A 25184-nucleotide genomic window follows, 5' to 3' on the forward strand; every position below is an offset into this window, starting at 1 on the left:
AAAGAGTCCGCCCCATGCTGATCGATGAAGAGTTGACCCTGAAAAAACTCGAGGTGTTCCTGGCCTTCATGCGCACCGGCAACCTGGCGCGGGCCGCTGCCGAGCTGCAGACCAGTAACGTCAGCGTGCATCGGGCGATCCATTCCCTGGAAAGCGCCCTGCGCTGCCCCTTGTTCAAGCACGAAGGTCGCAGCCTGACGCCGCTGGAAAGCGCTTATGTGCTGGAGGAGCGGGCGCAGAAGCTGATTCAGGATGTCGTCGAAAGCGTGCGCCTGACCCGCGAAGCCGCCGGGTTCTCCGCCGAACGTTTCAAACTGGGCTCGTTGTATTCACTGACGGTGAAGACCGTACCGCAGCTGATCATGGGTTTGAAGATCCGCCGCAGCGAGCTCAACATCGACCTGATTCTGGGCTCCAATATCGACCTGCTCTACAAGCTCAAGAACATGGAAGTCGATGCGGCCCTGGTGTCGCTGGACGACAGTGTCAACGATCCGGATTGCGAGCATATCCCGCTGTTTTCCGACGACATCTTCCTCGCCACGCCCGCCGACTCCAAGTTTGCCCAGCGCACCGAAGTCGACCTGGCCGAGGTCCGCGACGAAACCTTCATCACCCTGACCCAGGGCTTCGCCACCCATCAGGACGGCAAGCGGGTATTCGAGCAGGCAGGGTTCGAACCGAAGGTGGCGATGCAGGTCAACGACATCTTCACCCTGCTGAGCATGGTCAGTTCGGGTGTGGGTTATGCGTTGCTGCCGGGGCGGATTGCGGCGGTGTACGAGAACCGGGTGAAGCTGATCCCGTTGCAGGAAAAGTACCGGTTGCAGCAGCACATTGGCGTGGTGTTCCTGAAGGCCAAGGAGCGTGATCCGAATCTGCTGGCGTTGCTGGCGGAGTGTCGGATGTATGCCAATCGGCAGGTTTGAAACCGTGTCGCGCCCTTCGCGAGCAGGCTCGCTCCCACAGGAGAATACATTCCAATGTGGGAGCGAGCTTGCTCGCGATGACGTCAGTACAGTCAGCGAAGATCCCGAGACTTAGCCGACAATCCCGCGAACAATGAAGAACAACAGCGAAGGCCCGAGCAGACAGCCAAGCCCGGTATGGAAGGTCGCAGTCAACGCACCATAAGGCACCAGGCGCCGATCCGTCGCCGCCAGCCCGGCGGTCACGCCACTGACAGTCCCGGCCAGCCCACCGAACACCATCGCCGAGCGCGGGTTATCCAGGCCCATCCAGCGAGCCGCCATCGGCGTGCCGACCATCACCAGAATCGCCTTGATCAGGCCGGTGGCAATCGACAGCGCCACCACATCGGAACTGGCGCCAATGGCCGCTCCGGTCACCGGCCCGACGATATAGGTCACCGCACCCGCGCCAATGGTGGTCATGCTCACCGCATCGCGGTAACCGAAGGCCCAGGCCATGCATGCGCCGACAATAAACGGCAGCACCGTGCCCAACAGCAGCGCGATAACGCCGATCAAGCCGGCCTTTTTCGCTTCTGTGGCCTGCACCTCAAATGCCGTGGCGACAATGGCGAAGTCCCGCAGCATGGCGCCGCCCATCAACCCGATGCCGGAAAACAGCGTCAGGTCCGCCAGGCCTTTTTGCCCGCCGGTCATCGTGCCGCCGACCCAGGCCAGTACCAGGCCGATGACGATGGCAATCGCCGAGCCGTGGATACGCCCGAAGGTCAGGCGTTTGGAGATCACCACTGACACCCACATGATCACGCCGACAAAGGCGAATGCGGTGACCAGACCGTTGTGCTCCAGACCGTTCTTGATGAGATCCCACATATCAGCGACCTCCTGCCGGTGCGCCAACCGGCGTTACATCCACCGGTTCATCGGGCAAGGGTTCGCCTTTGTGCGTCCGGCTGATCAGGGCAATGGTGCAGCCGCAGATCACCACCGAACCGATCGCCGCCAACACCGCCACCGGACCACCGTGCAGCGCCGTGACCACGTTTTGTTGCGCCGCCATCGCCACCACCACCGGGATGTACATCGCACCCCAGAAGCCGACGCCCAGCTCGCAATCCCTGGTCATGCCGCCACGCCTGTGCATCCACAACCGTGCGCAGATCAGCAGGATCATCGCGATCCCGACACCGCCGACGTTTGACTTCACGCCCAGCAACACACCGAGCATGTCACCCATGATCACCCCTGCCAGCGTACAGATCGCCAACAGCGCCACACCGTAAATAATCATTGTTGTAGTCCTCAATGTGCGTTTCGAATGTTGTTTTTGTTGTTCGAAGCCTGAGTCGGTTTTAGGAGTGGCGACTTCCCTCCTCACGCATCAGCGCCTGCAAGGTATCGAGCCGGGCACCGTCGAAGGCAATCACGGTGCCCTGCTCGAACACCCGGCGCGCCAGCCCGGTCAGCACCGCACCGGGCGGCAGTTCGATCTGTAGACGTACGCCGCGCTCGTAGGCACTTTGTACCGTGCCGCGCCAATCGACGATGCGACACATGTTGAAGGCCAGGTCGTCACGCAAGGCTTCAGGCTTGATCAGCGGACGCGCGCGACTGCCGCTCAGGTAACCGATCTTCGGGGTGTGCAGCGGTACCTTGGCGAAGGCTTCGGCCAACTGTTGCGCGGGCGCCTCAAGCAATGGGCAGTGGGATGGCACGCTCACTGCCAGACGCTTGGCCAGGCCAGCCCCGCAACCTTTCGCCAACTCGGCCACCGCTTTCATCGCCGCGTCGCTACCGGCAATCACCACCTGGTTATCGGCGTTGATGTTGGCCAGATATACAGGCATTTCTGCACTGTGCACCCGGGCCAGTAATCCTTCCACCGCGGCCAGGTCCAGGCCGATGATCGCGGTCATGCCGTAGCCCTGTGGATAAGCCTGCTGCATCAACTCACCGCGCAGGCTGACCAGATGCAATGCATCGCTGAAATCCAAGGCGCCAGCCACCACTGCTGCCGGGTAAGCGCCGATCGACAAGCCAGCCACGTAGTCCGGGGCCATGGCCAGCTGGCGTGAAGCGGCGACGCCGGCGATCAGCAGGCAAAGCTGCACCGCCCTCGTCGACTGCAACGCCTCGGCAGAGTCCAACTGCGTCACATCCTCACCGAGCAAGTCGCTCGCCTCGTTCAACGTTTCCCGAGGCAAACGCGCCAGCATCCCGGGTTGTTGCGCACCCTGACCGGGGAACACCAGCAAGCGGCTCATGCTGCTTGCTCCTGCGGATTCCACGGGTCGGTCACCAGAGTGGCTTGAATAGCATTTTTCAGCAGGACCCGCGACGAAGCACCGGCCCATTCGCGCAAGGCAACGGCGCCCGAAGGTGTCTGCAATTGCAGGTCCACGCGGCACACAGCTGCGTCGAGAACGGCCACCAGCGCCTGGGCGTCGACACGACTCAACGGATGTGGAGTACGCAGGATCAGATCGAGGTCGCTACCCTCATGCAAAGCGGCAAACCCACTGGCCAACTCGAACCCGGCGCTGCCGCTGACACCCCAGACCCAACCACTCTCATCGAGGTGCGAGCGCAGCTGCGCCAAGGCCCGCAGCGCCGGAAAATCACGCTGGCCTTGAACATGGCAAAGTTCTTCCGGCCGCACCCGCCGCGTGACGGCAGCGACTTCCATCACCGCTGCAAATCGCTGTTCGCGCAACGGCCCGCGCACTCCAACCGCCACCTGCCCCGCCGCGCTCAAGGCACGACGGACCACCACCGGCTGACCGGCACTGATCGACTCGATCACCCAGGCAGGCGCATCCATAGGCAACTGCTGCGGGGTCATGCCCCACAGCAGGTCGTGAGCCAACAGCGTGCTCACCACTGCGCTCTCAGCAGTTGGCGAACCTTGCTCGACGCCGCCCGATTGGCCGCACCCAGGCGACCGCTCAGATCACGGCCAGCGGCGACCACATCGCCAATCGCCTGATGCAGGCACTCGGTCACCCGCGCCAGATCCGCCGCAGTCGGCTGATCGATCTTCTCCACCGACAAGGTTTCCCACAGCAGCCCGAGGCTGGCATAGCTGTCGATGTCATAGGCCATCGGCGGCACGCTGGCAGCCAGGGCTTCAAGCTCTTCGACGCTGCGCAAAGTCACCCGCGCCGCCGACGCCTTGCCCATGGCATGCACCATTACCCCCGGATCGCGCAGGGCGATCAAGCGGTTGGCCTGATAGCCGTGGGCCAGAAACGCCCCGGACATCGCCTTGCCCACCAACAAGCCGATCACCGCATGACCGGCCAGACGGGCACGGGCATAACTGCCCGCCGCAGCGGCAAGCGCCTGATGAATGCCGAGGGCTTCCTCCCGTCGACCGTAAGCCTGGCTCGGCACGTCGACGATGGCGATCAGGGCGCGTTTGTGTGCCTTGTCCTGATCGGCAGCGATGACTTCATCCACGGCCTTGGCCAGGCCCCAGCCTTCGAGCAAACCCACCTCGCCGTTGCGGGCACGGACGAAGCGGTTTTCCGGGTCGGCCACCACCGCGATGAAACGCACGGGCTGATCGCCCAGCGAACCGTCGGCGACCTTCAGCGAAGCCGGCAAACCCTCGACCGCTTTCGCCCCGGCACTCAAGGCGTTGAACCAGTTCAAGCCTCGCAGGGAATACGAACTCATGGGCGTTCTCCTTGGTACAGATCGCGAACCACAGACGGCTCGATTTGCGGTTCGGCGTCCAGACGCGCCAGGCGTTGCAGGAACAACTCGGCCTGACGACTGCGTGATTGCGCCGGCAAACCTTGCTGGAGTAACTCACCCACCTGTTGGCGGATCTGCGCCACATCGTCATCGACATAACGGTCCACCAGACCACTGGCGAAACGCTGCTCGCCACCGGTCAGGCTCCAAATGAAGGGCCGGTCGCGGGAGTCGTATTCCTCGAGTCCGGCTTCCTGTTCGATCACCTGCGGACCGTTCAGGCCGAGTCGCGCCTCCTGGGTCACCAACAGATAGCTGCACAACCCGGCGGCAATCGACATGCCGCCAAAGCAACCGACGCTGCCCGCCACCACACCGACCACGGGTTGGTACTGCTGCAAGTCGACAATCGCTGCGTGGATATCGGCAATGGCCGCCAGGCCGAGGTTGGCTTCCTGCAAGCGCACGCCGCCGGTTTCCAGCAGCAGCACGGCGCGGGTCGGGATGCCGTTGCGGTTGTCTTCGGCGGCCAGTTCCAGTGCACCGGCAATTTTTGCTCCGCCGACTTCACCGAGGCTGCCACCCTGGAACGCCCCTTCGATGGCCGCGATCACCACCGGCAAACCATCGAGATTGCCCTTGGCGATCACCACGCCGTCGTCGGCTTGTGGCACCACGCCCTGGCGCGACAGCCACGGCGACATGATCCGTTGAAAGGGGTCGAGCAGTTCGCGGAAGGTGCCGGCGTCGAGCAACGCCTTGGCCCGGTGCCGCGCACCGAGCTCGACAAAGCTGTGCTTGTTGAGCAAGGCTGCACTGTCAGTCATGGCCGATCTCCTCGAAGCCCTGTTCCAGACGCAAGCGCACCACGCCGGGTGTCGCGCCGAAATCGTGGATATCAATGTCCATCGCCGGCGGCGTCTGGCCGTCGAACATCCGTGCGAACAAATGCTGCCAGCGTTGTTCGCTGCCATTGACCGAGGTCTGCACATTGATCGTCAGCTTGCCGGCCTGGCCCGGTTCGATCAGCACTTCCAGATCGCCAGAGCCAACACAACCCACCAGGGTACGACCGCGTGGCGGCTGCCCGGCGGGGAATTCAAAGGATAAGGTTTCCATCAAAACACTTCCCTTCTTGAATGGCAGAGGATAAGGCCGTCGCCAGACCCGATACGGTCGATGAACAGGCAGGCTGCGAGCAGGTCGGCAGCACCACCGGGCGAGGCATTCAACGCGATGAGTTGTTGGTCCAGCTCATGCAGGCGGCGACGTCCGCCGAGGCTGGCACTGCCACCCGCATCGAGCACCGCCCGGGCGCCCAGTTGCATGGTGTTCAGGCCTTCTTCACCGGCGCGATAAAGCACACAGGTGTCGGCCAGATTGGTCATGATCGCCAGCAGCGCATCGAGCCGGGCGTTCTGTTCGCCATGACCGGCGGCGCGGCTGCGCAGCAGTTGTGGCAGTGCACGTTGGGTCACCGCCGGAAAACCCAGTTGCGCTTCTTCACGGGCACCGCGAGCGCCGTAGCGTTGGGCGACTTGCGCTCCGTGACTGAGCGGACGTGGTGCAAATCGGTCGTCGAGCAAGGCCAACCGCGCAGCCCGTAACGCCACGCTATTGGCGCTGCAGGATTGAGGTTCCAGTGCAGCGGCAGTGATCAACAAGCCCAAGGCCCAGATCGCCCCGCGATGGGTGTTCACCCCGCCGGTGGTGTCGAGCATCGCTTGCTCGCCTTCGCGACCGATGCGGCCCACGGCTTCGCGCAGGGGCAAGCCGATCTCGCCGAACTCGATGGCGGCTTCAGCCATTTCCTTAAAGGCCGACCACAAGGACAGCGCCGATGCGTGCATCAGCCCCAGGTGCAAATCGGTGTGGGCGCCATTGCCGCGACGGTCGACCAGTGCCGGTTTTGGCGACAGATCAGCCTCGTCGATCAGCGCGTCCACCGCCAGATCCGCCAGCCGTTCGGCCAGGCTCAGGTTCTTGGGTTGCAGGTTAAGTGCGTGCATTACCAGCTCCTGAACTTGGCGGGCGGGTTGTAGAGGCCACCGGACCACTCCACCAGATCGGCCACGCTTTTCGCCGCGAGCAGTTCGCGGGTGGCGTCGGTGCGGCGGATGCCGAGATCTTCGGGCAAAGCGATCAAGCCTTCGCGACGCATGCGCGCGGTGTCTTTGGGGTTGTGGCGCAGGCCGATGGCGGTCACCCCGGCGACGGCGGCGATCATCGCCTGGCGTTCTTCCAGCGAGCGCGCCTTGTACAGGTAGGCGATGCCTTCTTCGGTCAACAGGTGGGTCACGTCGTCGCCGTAGACCATGATCGGCGCCAACGGCATGCCGCTTTTCTTCGCCACTTCGACCGCATCGAGGGTTTCCACGAAAGTCGGTTTGCCGCCCTCCTGGAAGGTTTCGACCATCTGCACCACGAGCTTTTTACCGCGCTCGAGCATCGGCTCGGCCACATCGGTATTACGCATGTCGAGCCAGGCCGGTGTGCTGTGGCGACGACCGCGCGGGTCGTGGCCCATGTTCGGTGCCCCGCCGAAACCGGCCAGGCGCCCGCGGGTCACGGTGGAAGAGTGACCATCGCCATCGACTTGCAAAGTCGCGCCGATGAACAAGTCCACGGCGTATTGCCCGGCCAGTTGGCTGAACATCCGATTGGAACGCAGAGAGCCGTCGCGCCCGGTAAAGAACACATCCGGCCGCGCCGCAATGTAGTTTTCCATCCCCAGTTCGGTGCCGAAGCAATGCACGCTTTCGACCCAGCCGCTTTCAATCGCCGGAATCAACGTCGGGTGCGGGTTGAGCGTCCAGTTGCGGCAGATCTTGCCTTTGAGGCCGAGGGACTCGCCATAGGTCGGCAGGATCAGCTCGATGGCAGCGGTATTGAAACCGATACCGTGGTTGAGGGACTGCACGTTGTGTTTTTCGTAGATCCCGCGAATCGCCATCATCGCCATCAGCACGTGCACGGGCTTGATGTGCCGAGGGTCGCGGGTGAACAGCGGTTCGATATAGAACGGCTTGTCGGCCACCACCACGAAATCGACCCAGGAGGCGGGAATGTCGACGCGCGGCAGGTCGCTGACGTCGTCCACCAACTGGTTGACCTGGACGATGACGATGCCGTCGCTGAAGGCCGCCGGTTCGATCAGCGCCGGGGTGTCTTCGGTGCTCGGCCCGGTGTAGATGTTGCCGGCGCGGTCGGCCATGAACCCGGCCGAAAGCACGACGTTGGGAATCAGGTCCACCACCAGTCGTGCGTAGAGTTCGATGTAGGTGTGGATCGCGCCGATTTCCAGCAGGCCGTCTTCAAGCAACTGGCTGATGCGCAGGCTTTGGGTGCCGGCGAAGGAGAAGTCGAGCTTGCGGGCGATGCCGCGTTCGAACAGGTCCAGGTGCTCGGAGCGCCCGACGCTGGGCATGATCATGTGCAAGTCATGCAGCTTCGCGGGGTCGGCCTTGGCCAGGGAGCGGGAAAGGAAATCCGCCTGCTTCTGGTTGTTGCCTTCGAGCACCACGCGGTCGCCGGGCAGGATCAGCGCCTCCAGCGCCGCGACGATGTTGTCGGTGGGCAACACCACACCGTCGGCAAGACCTCGCACCAGCTCGAGGCGCCGCTGCTTTTCGCTGCGCCGCCGCGTCCATCGCGAGTCGGGGGATATTGTTGTTGTCATGACCACTCCACGGGTTCGCTGTCGTGGAGCTACCTTAGGAGTGTTGGGCTTAGCGTATCAATCAAGCAGAGTGGTGAATCGTTACGCTCAGGTTAATGGTTAGAGTTAAGATTTTCGTCGACGAGCAAGACGCCATCGCGAGCAAGCTCGCTCCCACAAGGGTTTTGTGTGCACAGCAGATCCACTGTGGGAGCGAGCTTGCTCGCGATGGGGCCCTTCAGGCGAGCCCCGCATCCACCAACAACGCCTCCAGCGCCAACAGATCCGGCACCTTGGCCACCTGCTCGCCCACCTGCACCGCTGCCTGTTCCAGCGAACACAACGGCACATCCACGTAACTCAACTGGCTATCAAGTTTGCAGGAGCGCGGAATTCCCTGCACCAGCAGGGCGATGAACTTCAGCTCGGGGCGCCCGCCCAGGGCATTGAGAATGACGATCCGCGCGCGTTCGCCGATAACGGTTTTCTGCGCGCATGCCGACTCGAAACTCAGCAGCGGAATCTGCCGGTCGCGCCACTTCACCAGGCCCAGGTACCACGGCGGTGTGTCGAGGTCGAACGTCCCTGGCTGCTGGTAATCGATCAGCTCGGCAACGGCGACGTTGGGCAGGATCAGGTTACGGTCGGCCAACGGCAGCAGCAGGCCGGTGAGGTTGCTGGTGCGGTGTTCAAGCATGGGTCTTGCTCCACAAGGCGATGCTTTCGAGCAGCACCGATTCCTGGTACGGCTTGCCCAGGTAGTCGTTGACGCCGATGGCCATGGCGCGGTCGCGGTGTTTCTGCCCGGTGCGGGAGGTGATCATGATGATCGGCAGGTGTTGCAGGCGTTCGTCGTTGCGCACCTGGGTCGCGACTTCGAAGCCATCCATGCGCGGCATCTCGATGTCCAGCAGCATCAGGTCGGGCATGTGCTCTTCCAGCAGCAGCATGGCATCGACCCCGTCCTTGGCGGTCAGCACGTTCATGCCGTGGCGTTCGAGCAAGCGGCTGGTGACCTTGCGCACGGTGACCGAGTCGTCGACCACCATCACCAGCAGCGGGCGCTGCGGTTCGGCCTCGATCTCTTGCCCCGCCGAGCGCTGGGGTACACTGGCCTGCATGGCGCGGATCGGCGCCAGCAAATCCAGAATCAGCACCACCCGGCCGTCCCCGAGAATCGTCGCCCCGGACACCCCTTGCACCGCCGCAAACTGCGGGCCCAGGCTCTTGACCACGATTTCGCGAGTACCGGCCATGGCGTCCACCAGCACCGCGATGTGCCGCTCGTTGCACTGCACCAGCAACACCGGCAATGGCAGGCTCTGGCCCAACAGCTTCGGACGCGGGCTGGTTTTCAGCAGCTCACCCAGGTAGCACAGCTCGTAACGTTGCCCGGCGTATTCGTAGGTCGGCGAATCGAAACGGAAATACCCTTCGAGTTCATTGGGCAGGACGCGCACGATGCCGTCGATGGTATTGAGCGGGATCGCGTATTGGTCCTCACCGCACTGCACCATCAGCGCCCGGTTGACCGATACGGTAAACGGCAGGCGAATGCGGAAATGCACGCCCTGCCCGGGCACCGAGTCGATGCTCATGGTGCCGCCCAGTTGCCGCACCTCTTCGTGCACCACGTCCATGCCGACGCCGCGCCCGGAGATCTGGGTGATTTTTTCGGCGGTGGAAAACCCCGGTTGCAGGATGAACTGCAACACGTCGTGATCACTGATGACGCTGTCCGGGGCGAGCAGGCCGCGCTTGATCGCCTTGCGCCGCACCGCGTCCAGCGGCACACCGGCGCCGTCGTCGCGGATGTCGAAAATGATGTCGCCGCCTTCGCGCAGCAGATCGAGGGTGATCTTGCCCTTGGCCGGTTTCCCCGCCGCCAGCCGCGCTTCGACGGACTCCAGGCCATGGTCGACGGCGTTGCGCAGCATGTGTTCCAGCGGCGCGGCCATGCGTTCGAGAACGTTGCGATCCATCTCGCCTTCGGCGTTGTCGACGATGAAATCCACGTCCTTGCCCAGTTCACTGGACACCTGCCGGACGATGCGCTGCAAACGCGGGAGCATGCGTTCGAAGGGCACCATGCGCGTGCGCATCAGGCCTTCCTGCAATTCGGTGTTGATGCGGCCCTGCTGTTGCAGCAGGTTTTCCGTGTCGTGATTGCGTCGCTCGAGGGTTTCCTTGAGGTCGAGCAAGTCGGAGGCCGATTCGAACAGCGCCCGGGACAATTGCTGCAATTGCGAATGGCGGTCCATTTCCAGCGGGTCGAATTCCTCGTAGCCCAGGCGTTCGGCGTCGACTTGCTGGCGGCTGAGGATCCGTCCCTGGGTTTCGGTGTCGAGGCGGCGCAACTGGTCGCGCATCCGCTCGATGGTGGTCTCCATCTCATTCAGGGCGATTTGCGCATCATTGACCTGCTGTTCGATCCGGCCACGGAAGATCGAGGTTTCACCGGCCAGGTTGACCAGATCGTCGAGCAGCTCTGCCGAGACTTTGACCATGTCTGCGCCGGCATCGGACGGCGGCGCCAGCGGCTCGGCCTTGGGCGTGGCCGGCGTCGCAACCGGCGCGGGCGCTTCAGGCACGGCCGGGTGGCTGAAGTTCTTGATCGCATCGATCAAGCGGTCCGCCGGTGGCATCGGCTCTCCGGCGCGGGCCGCATCGAGCATCTGCGCCAGGCGGTCATGGCTGCGCTGCAACAACGCGAACAACGGCTCCGTCGGTTGCAGCACGCCGCTGGACAGGCCTTCGTAGAGGAACTCCAGTTCATGGGCCAGATCGCCAATCGCGGCGATTTCCACCATGCGCGCGCCACCCTTTAAGGTGTGCAGGTCGCGCAGCAGGGTTTCCACTTCCTGACGACTCGAAGGCTGGGCCTGCCAGCGCTCCAGCGCCGCCCCGGAGCTTTCGATGATGTCGAAACCTTCCTCGAGGAAGATCTCCAGCAATTCCGGATCGTGCGCAGCCGAATCGTTGTCGGCTGCCTGTCGGGGTGCCTCAGAGAAACCCGCATGCCCTTGACGGTAGGCACGAATGGCTTCGATCAGCTCACGGGAATCGTCCAGTGGCTGGTTGAGCTGCAACTGTTCGAGGTACAACGCCAGTCGCTCATGGCTCTGTTTGAGCAACACCGCCAGTGAGTCGCTGAAGGCATAACGACGATCCACCAGGCCCTGGTAAAGGCTTTCCAGTTCATGGGCCAGATCGCCGACCGGCCCGACCTCGGCCATGCGCGCGCCGCCTTCGAGAGTGTGCAGATCCCGTTGCAGGGACGACAGCGGCGCGGCGTTGTCCGAGTCGCGCAACCAGCGCTGCAAGGCCTGGCCAGCGCTTTCGAGGATATCCACCGCTTCTTCAAGGAAGATCGCAACGATTTCATCGTCCAGCCCTGGCGCGGTCGCACTCTGCTCAAGCTCGGCGGTAGCCGTACCCAATTCACGGATGCTCAGGCTGCGGCTGCCATCGCTGCGGATCAGGCCCATGGCCGACGGGTCAAGGCTCTCATCGAGCAGCTCGCGCAGGGCCCTGATCCGTTGCGGTTGCGGGCTGACTTCCTGGCCGGCGGCCAGTTCGTCGAGCATGTTGATCAGCGCTTCGTGGGCACCCTGTGCTTCATGGAAAAACCGCTCGCTGACCGCCAGGCTGCTTTCTTCCACGGCACCGTACAGATCGAGCAACGCTTCGCACAATTCATCCACCGGGTGCAGGTCGGCCAGATGGGCGCCTTCGCCGAGGGTGGTCAACTCGTCCAGCAGCGCGCTGAGCTCCTGACGTTCGCCGGGGTGTTGCTGCCAACGCAGCAACAGGCTTTCGGCGTCCAGCAGGATGTCCATGCCCTGGGCGAGGAAGTTGTTGATCAGTTGCGGATCGCGCTTGATCCGCAGCCCGGTGTTCGGTGTGTTCAGGAGGTTTTCCAGGCGTTCGGCCAGCAGCGTTCTGGCGCGCTCGGTCAAACTCTGGGCACCGGGAATTTCCGCCAGCGGATCGCGTTTGAGCTGGCGCAAGCCGAGGCGAAACAGCCCTTCAGCTTCCAGCAGCAATTCGACTTCATCCAGATCCAGCGCGATCAGGTGCGCCTTGTATTCCCGGGCCAGTTGATCCAGCGGCGCGGCCAGCTCGGCAATCGGCAACACACCGGCCATATAGGCGCTGCCCTTGAGGGTGTGCAAGGCGCGCTGCAATTCGTCACTGGCCTGCAACGGCACATGTTCGGTGGCCTGATCAAGGAAGCGATTGAGGCTGCTCAAATGGGTTTCGGCCTCTTTGCGGAAGATCTCCAGCAACAGCGGGTCGAGGGCCGAGACATCTTGCGTATCCTCATCGGACACCGGTTCATCGCCCTTGGCCAGGGCATGGGCACGGGCGGCCAATTGATCGACATCGTTGCGCTGTCGCTGGGCATTGGCGGCGTATTCGGCCACCAACTCCGGCAGCAGATGCAGCACATCACCGATCAGTTGCTGCACCGTAGCGCCCGGCTCCACACTGTTTTCCAGTACACGGTTGAGCAGGTTTTCCACGGCCCAGGCCAGCTCGCCCAACACCAGGGCGCGCACCATGCGGCCACTGCCCTTGAGGGTATGGAAGGCGCGGCGCAGTTCGCTCAGGGCCGAGCGGTTGTCAGGGTTGACCGACCAGCGCGGCAAGTACTCGCGCAGGATCTCCAGGACTTCGTCGGTTTCTTCGAGGAACACTTCGCGCAGTTCCTCGTCCACCGGCTCTTCGCCTGCGGGCGGCGGCAGCAGGCTGCCCGGGGTGTTCTGCGCGGGCGGGTTCAGGCTCGAAACCGGGCTGGCGAGCACATCGGCCAGGGTCTGGACGACCTGTGGATCATCCAGCTCCTGCATCATCTGCATGACCTGCGCATCGCTCGGGTTGAGCACATCATCCAGCACGGGCACGTGCTGCTCACTGGGGAAAAATCCGAGGCTCGCCAGGCTTTTTTCCGCAACATCGAGCAGGTTTTCACCCTGGGCCTGCGGGTCATCGCCGAGGCGCTCGAGGTAGTACTCGATGCTGCTGATCACGTCGGCCAAGCTGTCCAGTTCCTGCCAGCCCGGTTGACCCGGCTCGAGCAGCAGGTGCTCGCGGATAAAGTGATTGCAGGTTTCGACCAGGCTCGCCGCCCGGCTCAACGGAATCATCGCCAGCGCGCCGCGCACCTGGGTCAGCAAGGCCGGCAGCGCCTGCAAATGCTGGCGATCCCAATCGGCGTCGATGTAGTCGACGATCATGTCCTTGGCCTGCTGCAAACAGATGCGGGCTTCCTTGATCACGATCTGATGGATCTGCGTCAGGTCGGTGGTCGGCAGGCGGTTGTCGTCCTGACTCTCCGGCTCCACGGTACCGACCATGCCGGCCAGCGTCGCTTCGACGTACAACAGGGCCCCGGCAACGTCCATGAGGATCGCATCGTTGGGTTCGCGCTGGCCCTGAGCGAGGCTGAGCACCACCGCCAGTTGATCGATGATCACCTTGCGCGGCTGGCCGAAACCTAGCACCGCCAGGGTGTCGGCGATTTGCCGCAGCGGCGCAAGCAGGCTGTCGAGGTCGGAGGTGTGCTGGCGGTCACTGCGCACGAACAGGTCCAGGCGCTCCTTGACCCGCACCAGCTCTTCGCACAGCGCCGCCAGCACCGAGCGCATGGCGTCACGGTCGGGACCGGCCAGCCGCGCGCGTTCTTCATCGACCATCGCGCTGTCGGGCAGCGCGTCGTCCAGTGAGTAGCGTTCTTTCATGGTCAGCATCTGCCCGGTGGGATGTTCGGCCTTGGCAATATAGAACAGCAAACTTTTGAGCAGCTCCGGCGGGGCCGGTTGATTGATGCCGGGCATGCCTTGTTCGAGCAGGCGCTTGAGTTCCTTGTCGGCCTCCTTGAACAGGCTGCGCAAGGCCGGGCTGTTGGCGATCGCACCGCGCTGCATGCCTTCGACCAGCGCCGATGCCACCTGCCATAACGGGCTCAGGGGGGCGTTGGCGCACAGTGCTTCGAGGCGGGTGAAGACCTTGGCCAGATAATCAAGATTGGTGTCGTTGTCCTGTTCACGCAGGAATCCGACCAGCGCCATTTGCAGCATCTGCCGCAGCTTACGCAGCACACCGGGCAACTCAGCCGGTTCCAGCTGCGCCAGCATTTGTGCGTCCAACGCTGGCAACTCGGGCAATTGCGGGCTGAACAGGCTGGTTTCCGACAGCAGGCTTTCACCCCGGGCGCTACGCAGGTCGTTGATCAGGGGCAACACCACCAGCGGCAAGTCGCGACGCGCACCTTGCACCCGGTCGAGGTAGATCGGCAGCTGCCCGAGGGCCTGCATCAACAGGTGCAACGCCTCGTCGCGATGGCTGACACGGTTGCCTTGCAAGGCCATGGCCAGGTGTTCCATTTCTTCGGCGAGCAACGCCGCGCCGTAGAACTCGACCATCTGCAAACTGCCATGGACCTGATGGATGCATGCCAGGCAATCATCCAGCGCTTGGGTCGCCTGCGGGTCATCGAGCAGGTTTTCAATCGCGTGATGAGCCTGTTTCAGCGTTTCGGCAATCTCGCCCTTGACCCACTCGAGGGCCACATAGTCGTGCCGATCACCCATAACCACTCCAATCACAATTCAGATACCCATGGGCGGTTCAAGCTTTGTCCACAACCTGCGCCTTGGCATCCGGCAAGGTGAAACCGGACACCGAGCGACGCAACTGACTGGCCATTTTCGCCAGGTTACCGATGCTGTCGGCCGTGGCGGTGGAACCCGACGACGTCTGCGAGGTGATCTGCTGGATCACGTTCATCGTCAGGGAAATCTGACCGGCCGACGACGTCTGCTGTTGCGCCGCATTGGAAATGCTCTGGATCAACGCCGCGAGCGTCTTGGAGACGCCTTCGATTTCTTCCAGGGCCACACCGGCATCCTGCGCCAGACGAGCGCCGCGCACCACTTCAGTCGTCGTCTGCTCCATGGAGATGACCGCTTCGTTGGTATCGGTCTGGATCGCCCGCACCAGGGTTTCGATCTGCCGGGTAGCGGCGGACGAGCGCTCGGCCAGACGCTGCACTTCATCGGCGACCACGGCGAAACCGCGGCCGGCGTCACCGGCCATGGACGCCTGGATGGCCGCGTTGAGGGCCAGGATGTTGGTCTGGTCGGCAATGTCATCGATCAGGCTGACAATGTCGCCGATTTCCTGTGAGGACTCGCCCAGGCGCTTGATGCGTTTGGCGGTGTCCTGAATCTGCTCGCGAATGTTGTCCATGCCGTGAATGGTGTTGTGCACCACCTCGTTGCCCTTGTTGGCGATTTCCACCGAGCGTTCGGCAACCGCCGAAGATTCCGCCGCGTTGGCTGACACCTGGTCGATGGACTCGGCCATGTCGTTGATCGCCATGGAGGCCTCGGAAATCTGCTGGGCCTGATGTTCCGACGCCTGGGCCAGGTGCATGGCGGTGGCCTGGGTTTCCTGCACGGCGGCGGCGACCTGGCCAGCGGTGAGGTTGATGGTCGCGACCAGATCGCGCAACTGGTCGACGGAGTAATTGATCGAGTCGGCGATGGTGCCGGTAAAGTCTTCGGTCACCGAGGCGGTCACCGTGAGGTCGCCGTCGGCCAGGTCTTCGATTTCGTCGAGCAAGCGCATGATCGCGTTCTGGTTACGCTCGTTTTTCTCGGCGGTTTCGCGCAACTGACGATTGGTTTCACGCACCATCACCATGCCGATCAGGATGATCGAAGCCAGCGCCAACAAGCCCAGCACATAGCCGCCTATGGTGTCGGTGGTGCGCCCGCCGACCATGTTTTCGAAACCGCTGGCCAGGTGTGAGGCTTCGTCGAGCAGGGTTTGCGACAGGCTGAAAATGTTCGAGGCCGATTCGCGAACCTTGAACAGTTCCGGCGAGGTTTCGAGGATCTCGTCCACCGAGCCCGAGACGAACTCGAACAGCTCGGAAATTTCCGCGAGTCGCGCACGGGCGTCGTGGTCTTCGACCTGGCTGACCTTGAGCGCCGGGTCGCCCTGGAGCATGCCGTTGAGCACCTTGCCGAACTGCGTCGCATCACGCCCGAACGCATCGGCGGCCTGCTGCGAATTTTCGTCGCCGGCCAACACCGTGTTGACCGCGCCGAGGATCCGTTCGGCCAGCAGCGACTGCCGCTGGGCCATGGCCACCTGGGCCGCCGGGGCGCCCCGCTGCAGGAGTATCTCGACGACTTTTTCGTACTCGACCTGCAACTGCGGCACGGTTTCGGCCAGGGTCGCAGCGACCTGATGCAGCGACAGTACGGTTTGTTCGCTGGAGAGAATCGCATCGGTGTTTTTCAGCAGGCGCTCCCAGTCCTGCTGCACCGCGCGCATCTCTGGACGCACGGTGGCAGGGGCTGGCGGCAGGCCAGTGGCCGGGTCACCCTTCTTCAGATAACCCCAACGCTGGGCAAAATCGTTGCGCGCATCACTGAGCAACTTGAACGCGGCAGCCTTGCCGGCGGCGGCTTCGGTGGCGTTCTTGGCAATACGCTGGGACAGCACGCGCAGTTCGCCGGCGTGGCCGATGTACTGTTTGTCGTAGATAGCCTGGGTGTTGAGGTACGCGAAGTTGGCGAACAGCAGCATGATGAAGACGATCAGCGCGATGAACAGCACGATAATCTGCGACCGGCTGCGCGACCCTTCCATTGGCTTGCCTGCTTTTGCTTTTATCATCGGTCCTCGCCTGTCAACCAACTTCTGCGCTTACCCAAGACCCACATTGGATCTCTGTTGTTGCGCTTACACCGCGACGTTCATGAACCCCTGGGACTGTGTCAACGCAAACGGGCTGAACACCTGCCAGCACTGCTCGCGCTGAAACCGGCCTTTGACGAACGCCGCCACCGGGCCCTTCAACTCGTCTGCCGGCACCGGCTCCAGGCTTTCCTGGGCAAAGTGCTGGAGGCCAAAGACTTCATCGACCAGCAACCCGGCAAACACCTCTTCATGTTCCACCACCAACACCCGTCGCTGTCGGCGCACCGCCGAAAGCTCGTGCCCGAAGAAGCCGCACAAATCCATGACTGGCAGCAAACGCCCGCGCAGGTTGGCGACACCCTTGACCCAGGGTTTGACTCCCGGTAGCTGAGTGGAGCGCGGCTCGTGCAAGACTTCGCTGATTTCGCTCATGGGTGCAACATACCAGTGCTCGCCCAGGCGAAAACCGATGCCGCTCCAGCTGTCCCGCCGGGTCGGCTGGGACGGCAAGTTCGCCGCCAGCAGACGACAGCGCTGGTCGATCTGCAGCAGAAGTTCGAAAGCCGTCAGCGCCTCGTTCATGGCCTGACGATCAACCGGCCAGCACGTTGTTCAGGGTTTTGATCAGGGTGTCTTCATCGACCGGCTTGGTCAGGTAGTCCTTGGCGCCCTGGCGCGTGCCCCAGACCTTGTCGGTTTCCTGATCCTTGGTGGTGATGATGATCACCGGGATGTGTCCGGTTTCCGGGTCTTTGGTCAGCTGGCGGGTCGCCTGGAAGCCGTTGAGGCCGGGCATGACGATGTCCATCAGGACCGCATCGGGCTTTTCCTGGCGGGCCAGGGCCACGCCGTCGGCGCCGTTTTCGGCTTTCAACACTTCATGACCGTGCTTTTCCAGCATGCCGGTCAGTTTGTACATTTCGGTCGGCGAATCATCGACGATCAGAATACGTGCCATGGTCTTCCCCATTCTTGTCGACGCCTGGCCCGATAGCCGAGCGTCACTGTGCGTGTCCTACTGCGGCAAAACGGCGGCGAAGCCAGGAACATGGGCCTGGATCGCATCAAGCAATTCTTCCTTGCTGAACGGCTTGGTCAAAAACTGGTCGGAGCCGACGATGCGCCCCTTGGCCTTGTCGAACAGCCCGTCCTTGGACGACAGCATAATCACCGGCGTGGACTTGAACGCGCTGTTGTTCTTGATCAGGGCGCAGGTCTGATAGCCATCCAGGCGCGGCATCATGATGTCGACAAAGATGATGCCGGGGTGGTTGTCGGCAATCTTGGCCAGGGCATCAAAACCGTCGATGGCCGTGATGACCTCACAACCCACGTTCTTGAGCAGCGTTTCGGCGGTGCGACGGATCGTCTTCGAATCGTCGATCACCATGACCTTCAAGGCGCTGGGGTGCTGTTCCATAAAATGCTCTACCGTCGCCTTTGCGAAACAAATTGTCCGTTTGCCGGTTAACGCGGCTCGAAACCCTTGAAGCTCAAGGGCCAGCACGACTTGGCAGTCTTTTTAGCACAGTCTCCAGAACCAATCTATCGGCCGACCCGCAAGGTGGTTTTTCCTTGACCGGGAACGCACTCAGAGCCACTCTGACGCCACTTTTTTCATACCGATCCGGTAGCCAATTTTCGAGGAAAACCCAATGAGCGTTCGCGTCGGGATTGTCATGGACCCTATCGCCAGCATTTCCTATAAAAAGGATAGCTCGCTGGCCATGCTGCTGGCCGCGCAGAAGCGTGGCTGGGAGCTGTTCTATATGGAACAGCGCGACCTGTATCAGGGCGAAGGCCAGGCTCGCGCCCGGATGCGTCCGCTGCAGGTTTTCGCCAACCCGGAAAAATGGTTCGAACTGGGCGCCGAAAGCGATGCGCTGCTGAGCGATCTGGATGTGATCCTGATGCGCAAGGATCCGCCGTTCGACATGGAGTTCGTCTACTCCACTTATTTGTTGGAACAGGCCGAGCGCGCTGGCGTGCTGGTGGTCAACAAGCCGCAAAGCCTGCGCGACTGCAACGAGAAGCTGTTCGCCACGCTGTTCCCGCAGTGCACGCCGCCGACCGTGGTCAGCCGCCGCGCCGACGTGTTGCGTGAGTTCGCCGCCAAACACGGCGACGTAATCCTCAAGCCGCTGGACGGCATGGGCGGCACGTCGATTTTCCGTCACCGTGCGGGCGATCCGAACCTGTCGGTGATCCTCGAAACCCTGACCGCCCTCGGCGCCCAGCAGATCATGGGCCAGGCCTACCTGCCGGCAATCAAGGACGGCGACAAGCGCATCCTGATGATCGATGGCGAGCCTGTGGATTATTGCCTGGCGCGGATTCCGGCCCAAGGCGAAACCCGCGGCAACCTGGCCGCCGGTGGCCGTGGCGAAGCCCGCCCGCTGACCGACAAGGACCGCTGGATCGCCGCGCAAGTCGGCCCGACCCTGCGTGAAAAAGGCCTGCTGTTCGTTGGCCTGGACGTGATCGGCGAGCACCTGACCGAAATCAACGTCACCAGCCCGACCTGCATTCGCGAAATCGATAACGCGTTTGGCACCGACATCGGCGGCCTACTGATGGACGCCATCGATCAGAAGCTCAAGGCACGTTGATTAGCCAAACCAACATTGCGTTATCATGCGCGGCCTGTGAAAACGCGATGTTGGTTTTTTTGTCATGACCCTCCCGTCCGATCTGCCTGTCGAACTCGCCCATCGTGGCGTGCGCCCGGCCGATCGCCTCGGTTTTACCCTGTTTCTGGCGGCGCTGATCCACCTGGCCTTGCTGTTGGGTGTCGGGTTTGCAGTGGTCGAGCCCAAGCAGATCAGCAAAACCCTGGAAATCACCCTCGCCACCTTCAAGAGCGAAAAAAAGCCCGAGAAAGCCGATTTCCTGGCCCAGGAGAATCAGCAAGGCAGCGGCACCCTGGATAAAAAGGCGATTCCCAAGACCACCGAGGTCGCGCCGTTCCAGGACAACAAGGTGCAAAAGGTCACGCCACCACCGGCCGCCAAGCCTGAAACTCAGGAAGCTCCGCCCAAGGCTGCCGTGACCACCGTGGCGCCGAAGCCGAAAAAAGCCCCCGCCAAGACCGAGGAGCCCAAGACCGAGATCAAGCCCCAGGTCCAGGCGCCGACGTTCGACAGTGAGCAACTGTCCAGCGACATCGCCAGCCTCGAAGCGGAACTGGCCGCCGAACAACAGCTGTACGCCAAGCGCCCGCGCATTCATCGCTTGAGCGCGGCCTCGACCATGCGCGACAAGGGCGCTTGGTACAAGGACGAATGGCGCAAGAAAGTCGAGCGCATCGGCAACCTCAACTACCCCGACGAAGCGCGGCGCAAACAGATCTACGGCAATTTGCGCCTGATGGTGTCGATCAACCGCGACGGTTCGCTGTATGAAGTGCTGGTGCTGGAGTCTTCCGGGCAACCGCTGCTGGATCAGGCGGCGCAACGGATCGTCCGGCTGGCGGCGCCGTTTGCACCGTTTACCGGGGATTTGTCGGATATCGACCGGCTGGAGATCATCCGCACCTGGAAGTTTGCCCGTGGGGATCGGTTGTCCAGTAATTAAAAGATCGCAGCCTTCGGCGGCTCCTACAGATCTACACATTCCCCTGTAGGAGCTGCCGAAGGCTGCGATCTTTTGGCTCGTTCAAGCTTGTCAGTTCGCCCCTCGAACGCCACACTAGCGGTCATGAAAAACGTCAGCCCCAGCTACCTCAAGCATCAATTCCTGATCGCCATGCCGCACATGGCCGACCCGAACTTTGCGCACACCTTGACCTACATCGTCGAGCACACGGCCAATGGCGCCATGGGGCTGGTGGTCAACCGTCCGCAAGATCTGAACCTGGCCGATATCCTTGAGCAATTGCGCCCGGAAATCGAACCGCCAGCGCTCTGCCAGCATGTCCCGATCTTCATCGGTGGCCCGGTGCAGACCGATCGCGGTTTCGTCCTTCACCCCAAGGGTCTGAGCTTCCAGGCGACCGTTGATCTGGAAGATGAGTTGGCCCTGTCGACCTCCCAGGACGTGCTGTTCGCCATCGCTGACGGCGTCGGCCCGGCGAAAAGCCTGATTGCCCTCGGCTACGCCGGTTGGGAAGCCGGGCAACTTGAAGCCGAACTGGCGCAGAACGCCTGGCTGAACTGCCCGTTCGACGCCGACATCCTGTTCAACACCAGCAGCGAACTGCGCCTGGAAGCGGCAGCCAAGCACCTGGGCGTCAACCTCAGCCTGCTGACCAGCCAGGCGGGGCACGCCTGATGGCCCTGAAGCTGATCCTGGGTTTTGACTACGGCACCAAACAGATCGGTGTTGCGGTCGGCCAGGTGATTACTGGCCAGGCTCGCGAGCTGTGCACCCTGAAGGCGCAGAACGGCATTCCCGACTGGAACCAGGTCGAAGCCCTCATCAAAGAGTGGAAACCCGATGCCGTGGTGGTCGGCCTGCCGTTGAACATGGACGGTACACCCAGCGACATGTGCGCCCGCGCGGAAAAGTTCGCCCGGCGCCTGAACGGCCGCTTCAACCTGCCCTTCTATACCCACGATGAACGCCTGACCACCTTTGAAGCCAAAGGCGAGCGACGTGATCGCGGCGGACAAAAGGGCAGTTACCGCGACAACCCGGTCGACGCCATCGCCGCCGCCCTGCTGCTGCAAGGCTGGCTCGACGAAAACACCGCACTGTTTGAATCCTGAAGAGCCGCTGTGCGTCTCTCTTAGCTACAACCCGAGCCACTTCCCGCACAGGCTGGCTCGGACCCAAGAAGGAGCAACCATGAGCCTGCCCAATCCCGTCGAACTGATCAGCCAGATGGCGACCCGACTTGACGCCTATCTGGCCAAACGAGGCATCAGCGACCCGCGCTTCATCGGCATCCGTACCGGCGGCGTATGGGTGGCCCAGGCCCTGCTCAAGGAGCTGGGCAGCAATGAGCCCCTCGGCACCCTGGACGTGTCCTTCTACCGCGACGATTTCAGCCAGAACGGCCTGCACCCACAGGTTCGCCCTTCGGCGCTGCCGTTCGAGATCGAAGGCCAGCACCTCGTGCTGATCGACGACGTGCTGATGAGCGGCCGGACCATCCGCGCCGCCATGAACGAACTGTTCGACTACGGCCGCCCGGCCAGCGTGACGCTGGTGTGCCTGCTGGACCTGGACGCCGGCGAACTGCCGATCCGCCCGAACGTGGTTGGCGCGACCCTGTCGCTGGCGGCCCACGAACGGGTGAAGCTGTCCGGCCCGGAGCTTGCACTCGAACTGCAAGACCTCGCCCTTTAATTCGCCCTATTGAGAGTCCCCCTCGCGATGACGCCTCTAGAAACCAAGCGCCCGCTGCAGCTCAATGATCAGGGCCAGCTGCGCCATTTCCTCTCGCTCGACGGTTTGCGCCGGGAGCTGCTGACGGAAATCCTCGACACCGCCGACTCCTTCCTTGAAGTCGGCGCCCGGGCCGTGAAGAAAGTCCCGCTGCTGCGCGGCAAGACCGTGTGCAACGTGTTCTTCGAGAACTCGACCCGCACCCGCACCACCTTCGAGCTGGCGGCCCAGCGGCTCTCGGCGGACGTGATCACCCTCAACGTGTCCACGTCGTCGGCGAGCAAGGGCGAAACCCTGCTCGACACCCTGCGCAACCTGGAAGCCATGGCCGCCGACATGTTCGTCGTGCGCCACGGTGATTCGGGTGCCGCGCACTTCATCGCCGAACATGTCTGCCCACAAGTGGCGATCATCAACGGCGGCGACGGCCGGCACGCACACCCGACCCAGGGCATGCTCGACATGCTGACCATTCGCCGGCACAAGGGCGGTTTCGAAAACCTTTCGGTGGCCATCGTCGGCGATATCCTGCACTCGCGGGTCGCGCGCTCGAACATGCTGGCCCTGAAAACCCTCGGTTGCCCGGATATCCGCGTGATTGCGCCGAAAACCCTGCTGCCGATCGGCATCGAGCAATACGGCGTGAAGGTCTACACCGACATGACCGAAGGCCTGAAGGACGTCGACGTGGTGATCATGTTGCGCCTGCAGCGTGAACGCATGACCGGCGGCCTGTTACCGAGCGAGGGCGAGTTCTATCGCTTGTTCGGCCTGACCACCGCGCGCCTTGCCGGCGCCAAACCCGATGCCATCGTGATGCACCCGGGGCCGATCAACCGTGGCGTGGAAATCGAGTCGGCGGTGGCCGACGGCCCGCACTCGGTGATCCTCAACCAGGTGACCTACGGGATCGCCATTCGTATGGCGGTACTGTCCATGGCCATGAGCGGGCAGACTGCGCAACGCCAATTCGAGCAGGAGAACGCCCAGTGAAGCTCAGCATTCTCGGTGCCCGCGTGATCGATCCGGCCACTGGCCTGGATCAAGTGACCGATATCCACATTGAAGCCTGCAAAGTCGTCGCCCTTGGCGCTGCGCCAGCCGGTTTTGTCGCCGTCGACACCATCGACGCCAAAGGCCTGGTGGCCGCTCCCGGCCTGGTCGACCTCAATGTTGCCCTGCGCGAGCCGGGTTACAGCCGCAAAGGCTCGATTGTCAGCGAAACCCGCGCGGCAGCGGCTGGCGGCGTGACCAGCCTGTGCTGCCCGCCAAAGACCAAACCGGTGCTGGACACCTCGGCGGTGGCCGAACTGATCCTCGACCGCGCCCGTGAGGCCGGCAACACCAAAGTCTTCCCGATTGGCGCCCTGAGCAAAGGCCTGGAAGGTGAACAGTTGGCCGAGCTCGTGGCACTGCGCGATGCCGGTTGCGTGGCCTTCGGCAACGGCCTGGAGAGTTTCCGCAACACCCGCACCCTGTGCCGGGCACTGGACTACGCAGCGACTTTCGACCTGACGGTGATTTTCAACTCCCAGGATTACGACCTGGCCGAAGGTGGCCTGGCTCACGAAGGGCCGACCGCCAGCTTCCTGGGCTTGCCGGGCATTCCGGAAAGCGCCGAGACCGTCGCCCTGGCCCGGGATCTGTTGCTGGTTGAACAGACCGGCGTGCGCGCGCACTTCAGCCAGCTCACCAGCGCACGCGGCGTGGAGCTGATCGCCCAGGCCCAGGCCCGGGGCTTGAAGGTGACCGCGGATGTCGCCCTGTACCAGTTGATCCTGACCGACGAAGCCCTGATCGGCTTCAGCAGCCTGTATCACGTCCAGCCGCCGCTACGCACCCGCGCCGACCGCGAGGGCCTGCGCGCAGCGGTGAAATCCGGCGTGATCTCGGCCATCTCCAGCCATCACCAACCCCATGAGCGTGACGCCAAACTGGCACCGTTCGGCGCGACCGAGCCGGGCATCAGCAGCGTTGAACTGCTGCTGCCACTGGCAATGACCCTGGTCGAAGACGGCTTGCTGGACCTGCCGACACTGCTCAAGCGCCTGAGCGCCGGCCCTGCCGAAGCCTTGCGCCTGCCGGCAGGAAAACTGGCGGTGGGTGGCGCGGCGGACATCGTACTGTTCGACCCGGCGGCCTCGACCGTGGCAGGTGAAACCTGGCTGTCCAAGGGCGAAAACTGCCCGTTCATTGGCCACAGCCTGCCGGGGGTGGTGCGTTACACCCTGGTGGATGGACGCATTAGCCACCAGGCTTAAAAACAAAAGATCGCAGCCTGCGGCAGCTCCTACAGGGAAATGCATATTCCCGTGTAGGAGCTGCCGCAGGCTGCGATCTTTCGCTCTTCGCTTATCGACTCTGCGCGTTACGCACAGAAACCTGGTCATTCAACGTCCAGAAGTCATACAGCACGCCAATAAAGAACAACCCGCCCGTCAGCAGGTACAACAACCCACTGATCCATTTCCCCTGATACATCCGGTGCACACCGAACACCCCGAGAAACGTCAGCAGGATCCACGCCACGTTGTATTCGATCGGGCCCGCGGTAAACCGCAGGTCAGCCTCGCGATCCATTGCCGGGATCAGGAAAAGGTCGATCAGCCAACCGATCCCCAGCAAGCCGAAGGTGAAGAACCAGATCGTCCCGGTCACCGGCTTGCCGTAATAGAAGCGGTGAGCGCCGGTAAAACCGAAAATCCACAGCAGGTAACCGATTACTTTGCTGTGGGTGTCTTGTTGCTGGACAGCCTGTTGATAGGGGTTCATGAATGACCTCGATTCACGCGATAGATAAATATTCTTTAATTCTTTGTGACTTTTTTACAGGCACCCGACGTATGGCA

The 25184-nt window shown here is 62.6% G+C and carries 24 protein-coding genes; 8 read left to right on the forward strand and 16 right to left on the reverse strand.

Annotated features, from left to right (window positions below):
- The first annotated feature begins 14 nt into the window (after positions 1–14).
- Complete coding sequence (locus tag AABM52_RS28640) at positions 15–929, forward strand: LysR substrate-binding domain-containing protein (protein WP_347909557.1); 915 nt, start codon at positions 15–17, stop codon at positions 927–929.
- A 111-nt stretch (positions 930–1040) separates the two neighbouring features.
- On the opposite strand, the gene madM is transcribed toward AABM52_RS28640, so the two are convergent.
- The 15 genes from madM to pilG form a co-directional block, all read right to left on the reverse strand.
- Positions 1041–1805 carry a malonate transporter subunit MadM gene (gene madM / locus AABM52_RS28645; protein ID WP_103396750.1) on the reverse strand — a complete coding sequence of 255 codons (765 nt, stop codon included), beginning with the start codon at positions 1803–1805 and terminating at the stop codon, positions 1041–1043.
- Between the two features lies 1 nt (position 1806).
- Complete coding sequence (gene madL / locus AABM52_RS28650; protein WP_347909558.1) at positions 1807–2223, reverse strand: malonate transporter subunit MadL; 417 nt, start codon at positions 2221–2223, stop codon at positions 1807–1809.
- 61 nt (positions 2224–2284) lie between these two features.
- On the reverse strand, positions 2285–3196 hold the full coding sequence (mdcH, locus tag AABM52_RS28655; RefSeq protein WP_347909559.1) for a malonate decarboxylase subunit epsilon: 912 nt from the start codon (positions 3194–3196) through the stop codon (positions 2285–2287).
- Complete coding sequence (locus tag AABM52_RS28660; protein WP_347909560.1) at positions 3193–3813, reverse strand: malonate decarboxylase holo-ACP synthase; 621 nt, start codon at positions 3811–3813, stop codon at positions 3193–3195. The genes mdcH and AABM52_RS28660 overlap by 4 nt, the downstream gene beginning before the upstream one ends.
- On the reverse strand, positions 3807–4610 hold the full coding sequence (gene mdcE / locus AABM52_RS28665; protein ID WP_347909561.1) for a biotin-independent malonate decarboxylase subunit gamma: 804 nt from the start codon (positions 4608–4610) through the stop codon (positions 3807–3809). Before mdcE ends, AABM52_RS28660 begins: the two co-directional genes overlap by 7 nt.
- On the reverse strand, positions 4607–5458 hold the full coding sequence (locus AABM52_RS28670; RefSeq protein ID WP_347909562.1) for a biotin-independent malonate decarboxylase subunit beta: 852 nt from the start codon (positions 5456–5458) through the stop codon (positions 4607–4609). The genes mdcE and AABM52_RS28670 overlap by 4 nt, the downstream gene beginning before the upstream one ends.
- Positions 5451–5750 (reverse strand): malonate decarboxylase subunit delta, encoded by a 300-nt coding sequence (locus AABM52_RS28675; protein ID WP_007975424.1) that lies wholly within the window; start codon positions 5748–5750, stop codon positions 5451–5453. The genes AABM52_RS28670 and AABM52_RS28675 overlap by 8 nt, the downstream gene beginning before the upstream one ends.
- Entirely contained in the window at positions 5750–6640 is an 891-nt protein-coding gene (locus AABM52_RS28680) for a triphosphoribosyl-dephospho-CoA synthase (RefSeq protein WP_347909563.1), read from the reverse strand. The genes AABM52_RS28675 and AABM52_RS28680 overlap by 1 nt, the downstream gene beginning before the upstream one ends.
- A complete protein-coding gene (gene mdcA, locus AABM52_RS28685; protein WP_347909565.1) occupies positions 6640–8310 on the reverse strand; it encodes a malonate decarboxylase subunit alpha in 1671 nt (556 codons plus the stop codon). Before mdcA ends, AABM52_RS28680 begins: the two co-directional genes overlap by 1 nt.
- A gap of 217 nt (positions 8311–8527) precedes the next feature.
- Positions 8528–8986, reverse strand: a complete 459-nt coding sequence (locus AABM52_RS28690) for a chemotaxis protein CheW (protein WP_347909566.1) — start codon at positions 8984–8986, stop codon at positions 8528–8530.
- Positions 8979–14885 (reverse strand): Hpt domain-containing protein, encoded by a 5907-nt coding sequence (locus AABM52_RS28695; protein ID WP_347909567.1) that lies wholly within the window; start codon positions 14883–14885, stop codon positions 8979–8981. The genes AABM52_RS28690 and AABM52_RS28695 overlap by 8 nt, the downstream gene beginning before the upstream one ends.
- Before the next feature lie 37 nt (positions 14886–14922).
- Positions 14923–16956, reverse strand: coding sequence for a methyl-accepting chemotaxis protein (locus AABM52_RS28700; protein WP_347912702.1), 2034 nt, complete (start codon positions 16954–16956; stop codon positions 14923–14925).
- Positions 16957–17049: 93 nt separating this feature from the next.
- Positions 17050–17589: a chemotaxis protein CheW gene (locus tag AABM52_RS28705; protein ID WP_347909568.1), complete on the reverse strand. Its 540-nt coding sequence runs from the start codon at positions 17587–17589 to the stop codon at positions 17050–17052.
- Between the two features lie 10 nt (positions 17590–17599).
- Positions 17600–17965, reverse strand: coding sequence for a twitching motility response regulator PilH (pilH, locus tag AABM52_RS28710; protein WP_007897961.1), 366 nt, complete (start codon positions 17963–17965; stop codon positions 17600–17602).
- A 57-nt stretch (positions 17966–18022) separates the two neighbouring features.
- Complete coding sequence (gene pilG, locus AABM52_RS28715) at positions 18023–18427, reverse strand: twitching motility response regulator PilG (RefSeq protein ID WP_007987791.1); 405 nt, start codon at positions 18425–18427, stop codon at positions 18023–18025.
- A gap of 235 nt (positions 18428–18662) precedes the next feature.
- On the opposite strand from pilG, the gene gshB reads away from it, so the two are divergent.
- The 7 genes from gshB (at position 18663) to AABM52_RS28750 (ending at position 24596) form a co-directional block, all read left to right on the forward strand.
- Complete coding sequence (gene gshB / locus AABM52_RS28720) at positions 18663–19616, forward strand: glutathione synthase (RefSeq protein WP_347909569.1); 954 nt, start codon at positions 18663–18665, stop codon at positions 19614–19616.
- A gap of 64 nt (positions 19617–19680) precedes the next feature.
- On the forward strand, positions 19681–20580 hold the full coding sequence (locus tag AABM52_RS28725) for an energy transducer TonB (RefSeq protein WP_347909570.1): 900 nt from the start codon (positions 19681–19683) through the stop codon (positions 20578–20580).
- Between the two features lie 123 nt (positions 20581–20703).
- Positions 20704–21276, forward strand: coding sequence for a YqgE/AlgH family protein (locus AABM52_RS28730; protein ID WP_046039260.1), 573 nt, complete (start codon positions 20704–20706; stop codon positions 21274–21276).
- Positions 21276–21713, forward strand: coding sequence for a Holliday junction resolvase RuvX (gene ruvX, locus AABM52_RS28735; RefSeq protein WP_347909571.1), 438 nt, complete (start codon positions 21276–21278; stop codon positions 21711–21713). The genes AABM52_RS28730 and ruvX overlap by 1 nt, the downstream gene beginning before the upstream one ends.
- A gap of 79 nt (positions 21714–21792) precedes the next feature.
- Positions 21793–22296, forward strand: a complete 504-nt coding sequence (pyrR, locus tag AABM52_RS28740; RefSeq protein ID WP_347909572.1) for a bifunctional pyr operon transcriptional regulator/uracil phosphoribosyltransferase PyrR — start codon at positions 21793–21795, stop codon at positions 22294–22296.
- Between the two features lie 27 nt (positions 22297–22323).
- Positions 22324–23328: an aspartate carbamoyltransferase catalytic subunit gene (locus tag AABM52_RS28745; RefSeq protein WP_007939362.1), complete on the forward strand. Its 1005-nt coding sequence runs from the start codon at positions 22324–22326 to the stop codon at positions 23326–23328.
- Positions 23325–24596: a dihydroorotase gene (locus tag AABM52_RS28750; RefSeq protein WP_347909574.1), complete on the forward strand. Its 1272-nt coding sequence runs from the start codon at positions 23325–23327 to the stop codon at positions 24594–24596. The genes AABM52_RS28745 and AABM52_RS28750 overlap by 4 nt, the downstream gene beginning before the upstream one ends.
- Positions 24597–24687: 91 nt before the next feature.
- Here the strand turns inward: AABM52_RS28750 and AABM52_RS28755 are convergent, their stop codons facing one another.
- Complete coding sequence (locus AABM52_RS28755) at positions 24688–25107, reverse strand: NINE protein (protein WP_347909576.1); 420 nt, start codon at positions 25105–25107, stop codon at positions 24688–24690.
- Positions 25108–25184: the final 77 nt, after the last annotated feature.

It is taken from the genome of Pseudomonas grandcourensis, assembly GCF_039909015.1.
In the GTDB taxonomy this organism is placed as follows: Bacteria; Pseudomonadota; Gammaproteobacteria; order Pseudomonadales; family Pseudomonadaceae; genus Aquipseudomonas; species Aquipseudomonas grandcourensis.

Bases quoted from the DNA above. Each gene is read 5' to 3' on its own strand.
- AABM52_RS28640 (WP_347909557.1), top strand. From the start codon at position 15: ATGCTGATCGATGAAGAGTTGACCCTGAAAAAACTCGAGGTGTTCCTG.
- madM (WP_103396750.1), bottom strand. From the start codon at position 1,805: ATGTGGGATCTCATCAAGAACGGTCTGGAGCACAACGGTCTGGTCACC.
- madL (WP_347909558.1), bottom strand. From the start codon at position 2,223: ATGATTATTTACGGTGTGGCGCTGTTGGCGATCTGTACGCTGGCAGGG.
- mdcH (WP_347909559.1), bottom strand. From the start codon at position 3,196: ATGAGCCGCTTGCTGGTGTTCCCCGGTCAGGGTGCGCAACAACCCGGG.
- mdcE (WP_347909561.1), bottom strand. From the start codon at position 4,610: ATGAGTTCGTATTCCCTGCGAGGCTTGAACTGGTTCAACGCCTTGAGT.
- AABM52_RS28670 (WP_347909562.1), bottom strand. From the start codon at position 5,458: ATGACTGACAGTGCAGCCTTGCTCAACAAGCACAGCTTTGTCGAGCTC.
- AABM52_RS28675 (WP_007975424.1), bottom strand. From the start codon at position 5,750: ATGGAAACCTTATCCTTTGAATTCCCCGCCGGGCAGCCGCCACGCGGT.
- AABM52_RS28680 (WP_347909563.1), bottom strand. From the start codon at position 6,640: ATGCACGCACTTAACCTGCAACCCAAGAACCTGAGCCTGGCCGAACGG.
- mdcA (WP_347909565.1), bottom strand. From the start codon at position 8,310: ATGACAACAACAATATCCCCCGACTCGCGATGGACGCGGCGGCGCAGC.
- AABM52_RS28690 (WP_347909566.1), bottom strand. From the start codon at position 8,986: ATGCTTGAACACCGCACCAGCAACCTCACCGGCCTGCTGCTGCCGTTG.
- AABM52_RS28695 (WP_347909567.1), bottom strand. From the start codon at position 14,885: ATGGGTGATCGGCACGACTATGTGGCCCTCGAGTGGGTCAAGGGCGAG.
- AABM52_RS28700 (WP_347912702.1), bottom strand. From the start codon at position 16,956: ATGGAAGGGTCGCGCAGCCGGTCGCAGATTATCGTGCTGTTCATCGCG.
- AABM52_RS28705 (WP_347909568.1), bottom strand. From the start codon at position 17,589: ATGAACGAGGCGCTGACGGCTTTCGAACTTCTGCTGCAGATCGACCAG.
- pilH (WP_007897961.1), bottom strand. From the start codon at position 17,965: ATGGCACGTATTCTGATCGTCGATGATTCGCCGACCGAAATGTACAAA.
- pilG (WP_007987791.1), bottom strand. From the start codon at position 18,427: ATGGAACAGCACCCCAGCGCCTTGAAGGTCATGGTGATCGACGATTCG.
- gshB (WP_347909569.1), top strand. From the start codon at position 18,663: ATGAGCGTTCGCGTCGGGATTGTCATGGACCCTATCGCCAGCATTTCC.
- AABM52_RS28725 (WP_347909570.1), top strand. From the start codon at position 19,681: ATGACCCTCCCGTCCGATCTGCCTGTCGAACTCGCCCATCGTGGCGTG.
- AABM52_RS28730 (WP_046039260.1), top strand. From the start codon at position 20,704: ATGAAAAACGTCAGCCCCAGCTACCTCAAGCATCAATTCCTGATCGCC.
- ruvX (WP_347909571.1), top strand. From the start codon at position 21,276: ATGGCCCTGAAGCTGATCCTGGGTTTTGACTACGGCACCAAACAGATC.
- pyrR (WP_347909572.1), top strand. From the start codon at position 21,793: ATGAGCCTGCCCAATCCCGTCGAACTGATCAGCCAGATGGCGACCCGA.
- AABM52_RS28745 (WP_007939362.1), top strand. From the start codon at position 22,324: ATGACGCCTCTAGAAACCAAGCGCCCGCTGCAGCTCAATGATCAGGGC.
- AABM52_RS28755 (WP_347909576.1), bottom strand. From the start codon at position 25,107: ATGAACCCCTATCAACAGGCTGTCCAGCAACAAGACACCCACAGCAAA.